At 27.6% G+C, this 14,324-nt stretch carries 12 protein-coding genes and 1 tRNA gene; 1 reads left to right on the top strand and 12 read right to left on the bottom strand.

The features are described 5' to 3' along the window. Positions 1–21: 21 nt before the first annotated feature. From ftsH to OM90_RS07890, 12 genes are all read right to left on the bottom strand, one after another. A complete protein-coding gene (gene ftsH / locus OM90_RS07835) occupies positions 22–1,857 on the bottom strand; it encodes an ATP-dependent zinc metalloprotease FtsH (protein WP_064505516.1) in 1,836 nt (611 codons plus the stop codon). 107 nt (positions 1,858–1,964) lie between these two features. Continuing rightward, on the bottom strand, positions 1,965–2,666 hold the full coding sequence (locus OM90_RS07840; protein ID WP_058486344.1) for a hypothetical protein: 702 nt from the start codon (positions 2,664–2,666) through the stop codon (positions 1,965–1,967). Positions 2,667–3,086: 420 nt separating this feature from the next. Further along, complete coding sequence (locus tag OM90_RS07845; RefSeq protein WP_058486345.1) at positions 3,087–5,549, bottom strand: penicillin-binding transpeptidase domain-containing protein; 2,463 nt, start codon at positions 5,547–5,549, stop codon at positions 3,087–3,089. A gap of 133 nt (positions 5,550–5,682) precedes the next feature. After that, positions 5,683–5,754, bottom strand: a tRNA-Thr gene (locus OM90_RS07850). A gap of 95 nt (positions 5,755–5,849) precedes the next feature. Next, entirely contained in the window at positions 5,850–6,278 is a 429-nt protein-coding gene (locus tag OM90_RS07855; RefSeq protein WP_058486346.1) for a GNAT family N-acetyltransferase, read from the bottom strand. A gap of 153 nt (positions 6,279–6,431) precedes the next feature. Beyond that, a complete protein-coding gene (gene asrC / locus OM90_RS07860) occupies positions 6,432–7,394 on the bottom strand; it encodes a sulfite reductase subunit C (protein WP_058486347.1) in 963 nt (320 codons plus the stop codon). 13 nt (positions 7,395–7,407) lie between these two features. Further along, the gene (gene asrB, locus OM90_RS07865; RefSeq protein ID WP_058486348.1) at positions 7,408–8,211 is read right to left on the bottom strand and encodes an anaerobic sulfite reductase subunit AsrB; all 804 of its coding nucleotides are present in this window, start codon (positions 8,209–8,211) and stop codon (positions 7,408–7,410) included. Further along, on the bottom strand, positions 8,204–9,220 hold the full coding sequence (gene asrA / locus OM90_RS07870) for an anaerobic sulfite reductase subunit AsrA (RefSeq protein ID WP_058486349.1): 1,017 nt from the start codon (positions 9,218–9,220) through the stop codon (positions 8,204–8,206). The genes asrB and asrA overlap by 8 nt, the downstream gene beginning before the upstream one ends. Before the next feature lie 3 nt (positions 9,221–9,223). Further along, positions 9,224–9,991 (bottom strand): formate/nitrite transporter family protein, encoded by a 768-nt coding sequence (locus tag OM90_RS07875; RefSeq protein WP_058486350.1) that lies wholly within the window; start codon positions 9,989–9,991, stop codon positions 9,224–9,226. A gap of 143 nt (positions 9,992–10,134) precedes the next feature. Beyond that, complete coding sequence (locus OM90_RS07880; protein ID WP_058486351.1) at positions 10,135–10,905, bottom strand: ABC transporter ATP-binding protein; 771 nt, start codon at positions 10,903–10,905, stop codon at positions 10,135–10,137. Continuing rightward, the gene (locus OM90_RS07885; protein WP_064505517.1) at positions 10,902–11,894 is read right to left on the bottom strand and encodes a FecCD family ABC transporter permease; all 993 of its coding nucleotides are present in this window, start codon (positions 11,892–11,894) and stop codon (positions 10,902–10,904) included. The genes OM90_RS07880 and OM90_RS07885 overlap by 4 nt, the downstream gene beginning before the upstream one ends. After that, positions 11,881–12,831, bottom strand: a complete 951-nt coding sequence (locus OM90_RS07890; protein ID WP_058486353.1) for an ABC transporter substrate-binding protein — start codon at positions 12,829–12,831, stop codon at positions 11,881–11,883. Before OM90_RS07890 ends, OM90_RS07885 begins: the two co-directional genes overlap by 14 nt. A 231-nt stretch (positions 12,832–13,062) precedes the next feature. Between OM90_RS07890 and OM90_RS07895 the strand changes: the two genes are divergently transcribed. Then, positions 13,063–14,256, top strand: coding sequence for a carbohydrate-binding domain-containing protein (locus OM90_RS07895; RefSeq protein ID WP_058486354.1), 1,194 nt, complete (start codon positions 13,063–13,065; stop codon positions 14,254–14,256). Positions 14,257–14,324 lie beyond the last annotated feature (68 nt).

The raw sequence follows: 14,324 nt of genomic DNA on the forward strand, positions 1-14,324 counted from the left end.
ATTTGTGGGAATATGATATTTTTATACAGTTTCTACTACAGGTTTAATCCTCATTGCTTTTTGAAAATGTGACTTATTTACATTTTTTTCTTCTATTATAAAATTTCTTTCCATAATATCATTTAAATCATCTTCATTAATAGATTCTTTTAATAAAAGAATTTCTGCTATTTGATTTAAATAAAATTTATTTTCAATCATAGTTTCTTTAGTTTCATCATATAAACGTTTTATACTTTTACTACACTCTTCTATTAAAGTCTTTTCTACAAATCCTTGAGATTTATTATTAAATAATACATCCATATTAAGTAAACCTACTTTTTTACTCATTCCATATTTAATAATATAATCCCTAATAATTTTAGTAGCTTTTTCTATATCATTACTTGCTCCTGTTGTAATATTATCTTCTCCAAAAATTAATTCTTCTGCTACTCTACCAGCAAGATTTATTTTTATCTGTGCTTCCATTTCTTTTTTAGTATAATACATTTTATCTGGTGGAATATTCATACTAAATCCTCCTGCCCCCTTAGTACTAGGAATAATAGTAACTCTAGATACTGTATTATTAGGAGCCACTAATTTAGTAATAAGCGCATGTCCTGCTTCATGATAAGCTGTAATTTCTCTTTCTATTTTTAGTATAGCATCTCTATTTTTCTTTTCTGAACCTGCTACAACTGCATAAAAAGCTTTATCAATATCATTCCAATCAATAAATTTTCCATTTCTTTTAGCTGAAATTATAGCAGCTTCATTTAAAAGATTCTCTAACATAGCACCACTAAAATACACTGTTTGTTTAGCTAATTTTTTTAAATCTACTTGATCAGAAATAGGTTTATTTTTTACATGAAGTTTTAATATATGTTCTCTTCCATTAACATCTGGAAGCCCAATTTCTACATGACGGTCAAATCGTCCTGGTCTTAAAAGAGCTTCATCTAAAATATCCAGTCTATTAGTAGCTGCAATAACAATAATTCCTTCGTTTTCTTTAAACCCTGACATTTCAGTTAAAAGAGCATTTAAGGTTTGGTCTCTCTCATCATTTCCTCCAGTAGGATTATTGGCTCTTTTTTTCCCTAAGGCATCTATTTCATCAATAAAAATTACTGCTTTACCAGCTTTTCTTGCTTTTTCAAAAAGTTCTCTAACACGACTTGCTCCTACCCCTACATACATCTGAACAAAATCAGAACCTGAAACAGAAAAAAATGGCACTTTTGCTTCTCCTGATATAGCTTTTGCCATCAAAGTTTTACCTGTTCCTGGAGGTCCATAAAAAATAATTCCCTTAGGCATTCTAGCTCCATACTTTACGTATTTTTCTGGATTTTTAAGAAAATCTATAATATCTTCAACTTGTTCCTTAGCTTCTTCATTCCCTGCTACATCAGAAAAAGAAAAATGCTGTATTTTATTAAATTCTAATTCTTTTATATTTAAATTCATAGAGCTCCCTGAATTTTGAGGTGTAATTTTTTTAGAGGCATATCTAAAAGCTATAAAAAATATACCTAACATTATTAGCCCTTGAAATATATTAGTGGTTGTTATAGAATCAGTTTCTTCTACTTTTATATTCTTTTTCAATAAAAATTCTTTTAACTCTGGGTTTCTTGGATTATCTGTAATATAAGAAGTATCAAGATCCCCTTTTACCTTTACTTTCATTTTTGAACTTCCATCAATAACTACTTCTTCAATTTGTCCAGCTTCTACTTTTTCTAAGAATGTAGAATAAGTCATTTCTTCTACTTGATTTTGTTTATATATATATAATCCAGCCAAAATTAATATCACACAAATAATGGGTATTACCCATATAATTTTTTGTTTTTTCCACACAAAAAAACCTCCTGTATTTTATTTTTTCAATATATAAGTTTACATAATATATGTTATAATACATTTATAAGAAAGTCCATGGTAGTTGTTTACAACAGAAAAACAGCCTAATGGCTGTTTTTCTGTGTATCTATTATTATAGATGATGTTGGAAGATTTTGAAGTGCAGATATTATTTTACTTGCTTCTTCACTATTCCAATCTTTACTAGGCTTATCCTTTCCTATAACATTTTTACAAAAAATTTTTAATTGCTCTTCATCTAAATGTTTTTCTTTTGATAAATTATAAATATATCTTCTTTGCTTTTCTGTACTATATTTTATTGTTTCTTCTTCTATATTTAAATCTTCTATATCTTGAGTAAATATTCCAGATGAACGAGTTGCTGATAATACAGCATCTATAAAGGCCCTTTTTTTAGCCATTTTTAAAATTGTATTCACTATAGTATATGAATCTTGATATCTATATTTTTTTTCTTTTGAATTACAAGATCCAACACCTTGAGCTTCAATTGTGTTGTTTTTCTTATTTATAAGAGTCACTTCTACCTCATAATGAAAAAATCCTTTTTCCCAATCTTCAACTCTATTTTTTACCTCTACAATTTTAGAAAATCCATATACGTCACAAAGTTTTTCTGCTCCTGGCTTTAGTAAAGTTGGCTTTGATACTCCAGCAATTTCTCCATAATCTTCTCCTTTTATCATATATTTTTTTATAAATTCTTGAAGCATATTTATTCTATGTTCTACTTCTTCTAGTGAAATTACAAAAGAAGGTACAAATGTTTTTTTAGAATCCATATATAATCTCCTTCTTTTTAAAATAAATAAATTTATTATATATTAATTTTGAATCAATGATTATATTATAAATAAATCATTTTAACTATGATTTATATATTTATATTTTGAAGAAAAAACAATAAATATATTGAAAAATTTTTGGAAATTTTTCAATAAAAAAAAGAAAAACAGCAAATTTGCTGTTTTTCCTGGAGAAGGTATTAAATAACTTTTGGGGGGCAGCAAATTACTTGCTGCTTTATATATTAAATCAATTGGGGGGTCTTACAGGGGTTATTATAACAAAAACTTAAATATAAGTGTGCATAAACTTAAGGTTTTTTGACATTTTTTTTAGGTGATTTTATATATATGATATCTATTTATTGTATATAATGAAATAAAAATATACAAAATTTGATTTAAAATTATATTTTTTTAATATAAAATATTATCCATGGAAATTTTCTCATTTTCTTCATTAATTCCAAAATATTCTGCTACAATATCTCTAAAAATTTCTGCTGGATAACTAGAAGAATATCCATAAGGAATAACTACTGCTATAGCAATTTGTGGATCTTCATAAGGAGCAAATCCAACAAACCATGCATGTTCTCCTCTATTTGATTGTTCTTGAGCTGTCCCTGTTTTCCCTGCGACTTTAATAGGAAAATCTTTAAATACTCCTCTAACAGTTCCTTCATCACCTTCTGTAACTAAATTCATACCTTTATAAATTGTTTCTAAATTTTCAGGATCAAAATTAGAAATCTCTTTTATTATTGGTTCTTTTTTTAGTAATAATTCTCCATCAAAACTTTTTACTGAATCAATAATATGCAAATCATATAACGTTCCTCCATTAGCCAAAGTAGCTACATATCTCGCCATATGAATAGGTGCAAAATTATGGGTTCCTTGACCAATAGCAGAACGAATAACGTCCGTATCTGATAATTTAGGAGCATACTCACCAATTTCGATTCCTGTTTTAGAGTCTAATCCAAATTTACTTGCATATTCTTTAAGAATATTAAGTCCATTTTCTTCAATTCCAATTTCACCATTATTAGTTTGTGCCATTCTATAAGAAACATCATAAAAAAAGTAATTACATGATACTTCTAATGCCCTACTTATATCCGTTAATCCATGACCTATATGATAAGAACTATATATCCAACATCTTGCATAAGGAACTCCTGCATCTTTGAATAATCCTGTTGCATTAATTTTTTCTGTTGGAGTTATAATTCCTTCTTCTAAAACGGCCATTCCTGTAATCATTTTAAATGTAGACCCAGGCGCCATTCTTCCATTCGTTGCTCTAGGAAACATAGGAAGAGTAGGATCGTCTTGCAATTTTTTGTAATATTTATAATCAATCCCATTAATAAATTTATTATTATCATAACTTGGATAACTGACTAAACTTAAAACCTCTCCACTATGAACATCTACAACAACTACGGCTCCAGTACTTGGATCTAAACCTAAATTATGAGGTGAAATTTCTCCTTCTTGAATTTTATTTTTTATAATTTCTAAAGGAGATATTATTCCTTTTTCTAAATTATTTTTCAAAGAGTCATCTACAGTAATTACTCCCTGCTCTATCATTACATTAATAAAATCTTTAAAAGAAATTTCCTTATTTTTTATCATATCTATTAAAGTTTGTTTTGCTAAAGCTGCTTTATCTTCATCATTTACATCTTCTAATCTATCTTCTAATATTTTTGCAATTGAATTTTGTGCAGTACCCAAAGGAGCTTCTAATATGTCTTCTATATAAACTGTATTAGTACTTACTAATCCAGCTAACATATCTTCAAGATATATAGGTGGTTCATTTTTAGAAGGCGATTTTTCAATTCTTGAAAGAATAATATCCTTAAGTTTATTTTCTAAAATATTGCTAACCTTTTCTTGTAATCCTAAATCTAAAGTCAAAAAAACTTTTCCTCCTGGAGTAGGGTCTTCTACACTATGAACCTCTTTTCTTTGCCCTAAAGGATCTACTTCAACAAATGTAACTCCATCTTCACCTCTAAGATAACTTTCCATTTCTTTTTCAATCCCTATTCTTCCAACAATATCGTCTAAACTATATCCTTCATCTTTTAAAACTTCATATTGTTCTTGTGTTATTTTCCCTGTATAACCTAATATGTGACTTACTAACTCCCCCTCAGGATAATATCTTACTGGTTCTATATCTATATAAAAACCTGGGTACTTATCGTAATTTTCTTCTAATTCCGCTATAGTTTTATCTTGAATATCATAAGCAACTGTAATAGGTTGATATTTTTTATATCTCTTTTGATAAAGAGAATATTTTAAAGAAATAAGTTTTCTTGCTTTTTCATCACTTAAATTTTTATCTATATTAAAAAATTTTCTTAATTCTTCAAAAAAATCATTTCCATCCATATTTATTTCTTCTTCAGTTAAATTTTCTGTTGATACTCCAAATATTTCCGCTTTCCAACTAAGTTCTTCATTTTCTCCCCCTGTAAATTCAAAGGGTTTATCATCTGATAAAGGAAGCTCATCTATCAGCTTTTCATTATTTTTTTCTAATAATTCTATTAAATTTAATAGCACTTCATCTTGATTTTCCACTTCAATACTAGGGTCTAATTTTATACTCATGGCTATTTTATTTACTGCTAATGGCTTGCCATATCTATCATATATAGTCCCTCTAGGAGCAGATATCGGAAGCTCTTTTAACACATTAGTATTTACTTGACTTTTATGTAATTCTCCTTCTATAATTTGCAATTTAAACAAATGTATTCCTAAAATCATAAACATGACAAAAAACCCTATCATTAAAATAAATAAACGACTTGTAATAAACTTTATAAATTTTTTAAAATTTGAATCCACTAACCCAACTCCTTCATCTATACAATTTATATATAATCAATTAAGAAATATTTAAAATAAATTAAATACTAATCGTTATATAAATAAAAATAAAACAGATGGTAAAACACCAACTGTTCTTAACTGATTAATAAGCTTCTGGCCGGATTCGAACCGGCGACCTATTGATTACGAATCAATTGCTCTACCCCTGAGCCACAGAAGCATTAAAAATAATCTTAGCGAGTATAATATATCAAAAGAACTAAATAAGTTCAAGTATTTCTAATTTATTATTTAACTTATTTTTATACAAAAAATTTAATTTATAATTTTTTCCATATAAATATGGGGACAAAATTCTTCATAATAAATATCTCCTTTAGCAATATACCCATTTTTCTTATAAAAATCTTGTGCTTGACATTGAGCAGATATTACTATCTTTTTTGCTCCTTCTTTTTTTGCTTTTGCTTCAAGAATTTCTATAATCTTTTTACCTAATTGTTTATTCCTATATTCTTTAAGAACAGCTATTCGTCCTATTTTATATATTTTACTATCCATATCTTTTATATGTAATCTTCCAGTTGCAACAGGTTTTTCATCAATATACAACACCAAATGAATTCCTTTATTATCATAATCATCTATTTCATTTTTAAATCCTTGTTCTTCCATGAAAACTTTTTTTCTTATATATAAAGAATCTTTACATGCCTTATTATAAAAAACTTTTTCTATATTCATTCTTACATTCCCCTAACTAAATTATATATTATAATTATATCATATTTTAAAAAATCTTAATACTATCTTAAAATTTATTCATAAAATTTTAATTACATAAAAAAGATAAGGAGTAAATAATTTTTTAATATTTCTCCTTATCTTTCTTTAAATTTAATATTTTATACCTTTCCAATAAATTGGAGTACAGATTTCTGCTGTACTAGGTAAATTTACATCTTTTAATGCCCATTTTTTAAATTCTTCAAAACCGGTACGGTCAACTATATATCCTATATGTTCTTTACCACCAGGTGCTTCAGGATCAATATATTTTTTAACATAATCATAGGTATTTAAAATAATCTTTATTATACTATCTTCATCTACCCATTTTATAAAATCTTCACCCATTCTTGGATTTTTCTTTCCTGTTCTTCCGAAAATAGTTAGTCTGTATAATTTTTCTTGTTTTCTTGTCCAAGCTGCTGTAGGACAGGCAAGAACACATTCGCCACAGCCTATACATTTTTCTTCATTACGTTGAACCCTGTAATTAACAGCTTTTAAGGCTGCAACTGATTTTTTCTTGCATTTTTTAACACAAGCTCCACAACTTACACATCTATCCCTATCATATCTAGGCTCTGTCATTCCCATAATTCCAAAATCATGCATTCTTACCTTTGCACAATCATTAGGACATCCTGTAAGAGCTATTTTAAAATGTAAATCATTAGGAAAGATAGCTTTTTCTATACGTTTTGCAAATTTCGTTGTATCATAACACGCATAAGGACAAACTTTATTTCCTATACACGCCACAACGTTCCTTGTCCCAGCTGCAGAATATCCTTGTCCTGGTACTTCTTGATTAATATCAAGCCCTTCTATAATTGGTTGGAGAAGTTCATTTACTTTTGGCATATCTTCATATTTAATTCCCGGAATTTCAAAGCCCTGTCTACTTGTAATATGAACCGTTCCATTCCCATAAGTATCAGCAATTTTTTGAATCATTGAAAGATATTTTGCTTCTAAATGTCCTCCTGGAACACGAATTCTTGAAGCTGTTATCCCTCTTTGTTTTGTAACTCTAAATGCATTTTTTTTAAGAACCTTTGTATTTACATCCATGATTCCACCCCTACTAATCAATAAAAGTTTTTCCTTTTACATAATTAAACACAGGTCCATCTAAACAAACATATACATCATCTATTTTACAGTGTCCACATTTACCTATTCCACAACACATTTTTCGTTCATGAGAAACCCAAATATTTTCTTCTAAAAATCCAATATCCAAAAGACCTTGTGTTGCAAATTTCATCATTGCCGGTGGTCCTACTACTATCGCCACTGCCTCTTTAATATTTTCAAACTTAAGATCTGGAATATACTTTGTTACAAGCCCAACAGAATAAGTTCCTTCTTCATCTCCATCTAAACTATCTACTGTTAAAATAATATTTATATTTTCTTCCCATTTTTTAAAGTCTTCACGAAACAATATATCTTTAGGAGTTTTAAAACCTGCAATTAAAGTCATATTCTTTACTTCTTTTGAATTATTGGAAAAATAATCTATAACTCCTTTAACTGGAGAAACACCAGTTCCTCCTGCTATAACTACTAATTCCTTATTTTTATAGATGTCTACATCAAATCCATTTCCATAAGGTCCTCTTAAAAATATTTTATCTCCTACATAATGTTCAAAAATTTCATTGGTAACCTTTCCAACCTTACGAATAGTTAAATCAATTAATCCTTCTTGAATACCACTTACAGAAATAGGCGCTTCTCCAAACTTTGGTATAGAAACCTCAAAAAACTGTCCAGGTTTTACCTCACCATCATAGGTCATACGAAAAGTATATTCTATTTCAGTGTGTTTTATTATTTCTTTTATTTCAGACATAAAAGGAATGTATTCGTTATTACTATTCATTACCATTAACCTCCTTTATAGCATCTTCTAATTTATTAATGCAATTAGAAAAAGAAATGTACTCTGGACAGATATCATCACATCTACCACAGCCAACACACATATGATAACCAAAACGTTTTTTATAATCATATATCTTATGAAGAACTTTAAATCGCATTCTTTGTCCATTGTTCTTACGATAAGAACTTCCGCCAGCTACATCTGTATATCCATCAACCATGCAAGAAGCATGTACTCTACGTCTTTCTCCTACTTTCCCATTATCAGTATAAAAAATATCTTGCATAGTAAAACAGGTACATGTTGGACATACGAAATTACATCTTCCACAATTAATACAACGACTATCATATTCATCCCACATTTTTGATTTAGCAATATCTATGGAAAGTCCTTCTGGAATATTTACATGAATCTTAGTTTCTGTAACATAAGAAGGGTTTACTTCGTCTTGACTTAAACTATTATTTAACAAAAGCTCTTCCCAGTCTTGACATTTGTTATCCATTACATAGCCATTTTCTGTAGGTTCTAAACTTGCATCGTAAGCATCAATTTTATTAGTATTCATATCTACACAAAAACAATTTTCAAAAGCACTTTTACATCCTATTAAGATAAATTTACCTTTTTCTCGTATTCTTTTATAATAATAGTCTTCAAAACCATTGCGAAGGTATATTTCATCTAATCTTTTTACTGCATGTAAATCACAACTTCTTAAAAATATTATTGCTCCTTTTTTAGGTCCATCTGCTTCTTTTACCTCATCCTCTGTAAAGAAAAATAGAGTTTGTGAAATTGGTAAAAGAATTTCTTTAAAAGAAAAGGTTGATTTCACGTTAAATTCTATCTCATCTACTGTATCTATCTTTTCATATCTAATAGAATCAGTATCCGAAAAAGCTCCTCCTCCTATTATTCTCTTTGGAGCATATATTATATAATCTTTTGACCATTCCTTAAATACATTATTAATGCCTTCTTTACTAAAAGAAAAGCCCATATTTTACACCTCTTTCTTCTTTGACATTAAAAAATATGGAATAGCTAAACATACAATTCCTCCTATCATATTTCCTAAAGTTACAATTATAATATTGTAAAAATATCCTCCAAGACTTACAGCAGCCTCAAAAGGAGATATTAAAGCAATTGTTAATAAAGTCATATTGGCAACACTATGTTCAAAACCAGTGGTTATAAAAGCAAATAAACATAAAGATATCATAATCAATTTTCCACTATCTGATTTACAACGAAATCCACTCCATACTGCAACGCATACTAAAATATTACAAAGTATTCCTCTTATAAAAAGCGGTATTATATCTATTCCCATTTTGGTAGCAGCCGCAGAAGCGATAAATTCGCCAACATTTCCTCTATTAAGACCTGATCCTAAAAATAATAAAGCTAATATTATAGAACCAATCCAATTACCTATATAGCATACAATCCATAATTTAATTACATCTTTCCAAGAAACTTTTTTGCCCATAGCTCCTACTGCCATAACAAAATTATTTCCTGTAAAAAGCTCTGCTCCTGCAATAATTACAAGACTTAAGGCTATCCCAAAAGATATCCCCATAACAATTTTAGAATAGGGTTGACCGTTTAATAAGCCTCCTATGGTAAAAATAAGAAGTATTCCAAAGCCAACAAAAACTCCTGCTAACACAGAAGCTATAAAATATCCCAATAAATTATTTTTTAAAAATTCTACTTTTGCTTTTGCTGTCTTCATAACAGCCATAATTTCCTCAAAATACATAGCTATCCTCCTTATTTAACATTGTTATTATTATAACTAAGTACAAATAAAAAATCTGTGATTTTTATCACAGACTTTTTTGATATGTTTACTTACATATTCTTAATAAATTATTTTTATATAAATATCATAAATTTAAAGCTTTATATAAAATTTTTTTTAACTAAATGATAAGAATAAAGAGCTTTCTTAGAATGAGTTTTCGTTAAACTAATGCCAAAGATTTTTCCAATTTCAACATTTTTATAGAGGTTATCTGGTTTACCTTCTATAACCACATTTCCCCTATCTATAACTTTAATTTCATTTCCATAAGTAAAAGCTTGAGGTAAATCATGTACTACTATGATTATATTTTTCCCTTCTTTATTAAGTTTAGATATAATCTCCATCATTTCTATTTGATGACTAATGTCTAAAAAAGTTGTAGGCTCATCTAAAATAATTGTCTTAGCGTCTTGTGCAATAACCATTGCAAGATATACTCTTTGTCTTTCTCCACCAGAAAGTTCTATAACTTTCTTATTTAAAATATCTTTAGTTGAAGTTATTTCTATAGCATATGAAATCTTATCCTTATCTTCTTGTTTTAAAATCTTCGAAAATCCTAAATAAGGAAATCTCCCATGTTCAATTAGTGTTTTTACATCAATAGATGGAACTTCTCTTATTTGAGGAAGATAAGCAATCTCCTTAGCTCTTTCTATTCGTGACAAATTTTTTATGTCAATATTATTTAATAAAATCTTACCACTGTAATTTTTTAGTCCAATAATAGTTTTTAATAAAGTAGATTTCCCACATCCATTTTTACCAATTATACAGACAAAATCTCCCTCTTGAAATGTTGTTGAAATATTATTTAGAATGATTTTATTTCCATAAGAAACTGTAAGATTTTTTAACTCTATCAAATCTCTGCCCTCCTTTTTTTATTAAACAATTGATATAAGAAAAAAGGAGCTCCTAGAAATGAAAGAATAATACCTACCGGTATTTCATAAGGAATAAAAATAATTCTAGCTAAAGTATCACAAAATAAAAGAAATTCTCCTCCAATAAGAGCTGTAAATGGAATAAGCCATTTATAATCTGTATCAAAAATATTTCTAACTATATGAGGAACAATTAATCCAACAAAACCAATAAGTCCTCCTATACATACTGCACTAGCTGCTAATAAAGCTCCACACATAATGGATAAAAAACGGCATAATGTTACATTTAATCCTAAAGAAATAGCCACTTCGTCTCCTAATAACAATACATTTAATCTAGAAGATAATAAAAAAGCTCCTATTAATCCAATAAAAATAAATACTACTGTATATTTTATAAGTTCAATATTTACCGTACTAAAACCTCCTATATAAAAAGAGGTTTTATCTATAATCACTTCTGGTTTTAAAGTAATAACTGCATCTGTTCCTGCAGACATTAAACTTGATATAGCTATACCAGACATAACAATAGTACTTCTATTATTCCCGGTTTTTTTTGCTATTCCATAAACTAATAATGCTGTAAATATGGCTCCAATAAAAGCAAAAATAACTTTTGTATAAAATACTGAAGGAAATAATACAGAAGAAATAACAACAAAAAATCCAGCTCCAGAATTAACTCCAATAACTCCTGGTGAAGCTAAAGGATTATTTAAGGTAACCTGCAAAAGAAGTCCTGCAAGAGCAAAAGCTATACCACAAAAATATGCTGCTATTATTCTTGGCAACCTCGCATATAAAATTACATCTGACACTGTGTTATTTGTAGTTCCTCCAAAAGTAAATGATATAATATCTTTAATATTGATATTAGCAGCTCCCACAAATAAACTTATAATAATCAAAAATACTGTAATAATAAAACATAATAAAAGACTTATTAATTTATTCTGTTTCATATATTTCTGGATATATGATTTTAAGTAAATATTCATAGGCATCTCCCCATTTATTATTTGGTTTATAATGAAATAAGTCTTTTGGTAATATAAATACATTATTATTTTTAACTGCCTTTAAATTATTCCATGCTGGGTTTGACATTAAAGATTCATTTAATGAAGAAAGTGCTTTTTCTTTATCACTACCCATAGTAGTAATAAAAATATAATCAGGATTAGCTTCAATAATTGCTTCCATATTTAAATCTTCCAATATAGCATTATTATTTTTTGCTATATTATTTACTCCTATTTCTTCTAAAATATCACAAACAATATCATCTCTAACCTTTACACTTACTCCAGAAGAATAACTCCTAAGTACTAAAGCATTTATTGATGAATTTTCTATACTAGGAAGCTTTGATAATAAAGCACTAACTTTATTTTTTACCTCTTGTCCATTTATTTCATAATATTCTTCTTTTCCTGTTATATATACAAAATTTTTAAGAGTAAATAAATAATCTTCTAAATTTTCCACTTTACATATATAATATGGAATGTTTGCTTTATCTAAAATTTCTGTCATCCCCATATGATTAGATATATCTTTTGATAAAATTACAAGATCAGGTTGTAAAGATAAAACTTTTTCCACATTAGGATTTATTACAGTTCCTATAATATCTACTTCGTCTTTAGAAATCCCTAAATCCCTTCCTTCAAAAGCATCACTAGATATCCCTACCAATGTTCCTCCAGAAAGCATCCATATTTCTCCAAAAGAAGATGTTAAAGAAACAACTTTTTTAGGAGATTTTTTAACTGTTACTTCATTTCCTGCACTATCTATAACAGAGATAGTTTCTTCATTTTTTTTAACATTCTTTTCAGAAGAACAACTGGTTAATAATAAACATAGCACACTAAATAAAAACAAAAATTTCCTCATATACTATATTCCTCCTTCCAAAATAGTATTAATTTAACACTATTACTTTACTACAAAAATCTTATAATTCCAATATGTTTACTCCAAAATATTTTAATTTTATAAAAATCTCTTTAATTTCATAAATAAAAATATATAATTTTAGGTTTATTTAAGATTAGTATGTTATCATTAATTAAATAAACAATAAAAATCTTATTAAATTTATTATTATATATGAGGAGGATAGTTATGATAATAAAAAAAGTAACTTTTATAATTATTATAGAAATATTAGTATTAATGATAGGAGGATGTACATCTTTAAAGGTAGATAATGCTGAAAATAACAATATGAATGTTTCTGTAAAATCTACAGAAAACGAAGAAACTATAACAACTATAGAAGATTTTTCATCAACGGATTTGCCTTTTGAAAATTCTATTTTCAATAGAACAGAAATGTTTACAGATAGAGACCTTGAACAAAATCCAAGTTTAGATGAAGCCATTACTTTAAAATTAGAAAGCGAACAAGAAATAGTTATAGATGAGGAAGGAATTTATGTTATAAATGGAGAAGTAAAAAATTCTACTATCAAAATAGATGCAAATGATGACGCTAAGGTTCAATTAGTATTAGATGGAGTTAATATAATTAATGAAAATCTTCCTCCAATATATGTAAAGTCTGCTGATAAAGTATTTATAACTACCACTGAAAGTGAAAACTATATGGAAGTTTCAGGAGATTATTTAAATGATACAGACACTAATTTTAACGCTGTTATATTCTCAAAATCAGATTTGGTATTAAATGGAGTAGGAAATCTTAAAATAGTATCTGCAAAAGGAAATGGTATTACTTCAAAAGATGATTTAAAAATCACAGGTGGGGTAATATCTGTAAATTCTTATGCTGATAGTTTGGAAGCAAATGATTCAATTCGTATTTATGATGGAGAAATTAACATTGTTACAAATAAAGATGGTTTTCACAGCGAAAATAATGAAGACTCTTCTCTTGGATATATTTATATTCAAAATGGTGTATTAAATATTTCAGCAGTTGATGATGCTATTACAGGAAATAGTTTTGTAATAATAGATGATGGAATAATCAATATAGAAACATCTAGTGAAGGAATTGAAGCTCATTATATTCAAATTAATGGTGGTAATATTAATATTTACGCTAAAGACGATGGGATAAATGCGACATCTAAAAGTAATTATGATGGAATTATAGAAGTTAATGATGGAAATATAAACATTATTATGGGAAATGGAGATACAGATGCTTTTGATTCAAACGGCGATTTATATATAAAAGGTGGAAATATAAATATAGAAGGACAATCAGCTTTTGATGCAGATGGAGTTGCGGAACTAATTGATGGTAATGTTATAGTTAATGGAAAAGTTTTAACAAAAATTAATAATTAGAATAATATAATTCTATAATCGTTTAAAATAGTATTTTATCTTATAAAATAAAAAAGTCTGTAATTTTT

It is taken from the genome of Defluviitalea phaphyphila (assembly GCF_001466305.1).
Classification (GTDB): Bacteria; Bacillota; Clostridia; order Lachnospirales; family Defluviitaleaceae; genus Defluviitalea_A; species Defluviitalea_A phaphyphila.

Coding starts and splice junctions, on each gene's coding strand:
- OM90_RS07840 (WP_058486344.1), bottom strand. CDS start 2,666: ATGGATTCTAAAAAAACATTTGTACCTTCTTTTGTAATTTCACTAGAA.
- OM90_RS07855 (WP_058486346.1), bottom strand. CDS start 6,278: ATGAATATAGAAAAAGTTTTTTATAATAAGGCATGTAAAGATTCTTTA.
- asrC (WP_058486347.1), bottom strand. CDS start 7,394: ATGGATGTAAATACAAAGGTTCTTAAAAAAAATGCATTTAGAGTTACA.
- asrB (WP_058486348.1), bottom strand. CDS start 8,211: ATGAATAGTAATAACGAATACATTCCTTTTATGTCTGAAATAAAAGAA.
- asrA (WP_058486349.1), bottom strand. CDS start 9,220: ATGGGCTTTTCTTTTAGTAAAGAAGGCATTAATAATGTATTTAAGGAA.
- OM90_RS07875 (WP_058486350.1), bottom strand. CDS start 9,991: ATGTATTTTGAGGAAATTATGGCTGTTATGAAGACAGCAAAAGCAAAA.
- OM90_RS07885 (WP_064505517.1), bottom strand. CDS start 11,894: ATGAAACAGAATAAATTAATAAGTCTTTTATTATGTTTTATTATTACA.
- OM90_RS07890 (WP_058486353.1), bottom strand. CDS start 12,831: ATGAGGAAATTTTTGTTTTTATTTAGTGTGCTATGTTTATTATTAACC.
- OM90_RS07895 (WP_058486354.1), top strand. CDS start 13,063: ATGATAATAAAAAAAGTAACTTTTATAATTATTATAGAAATATTAGTA.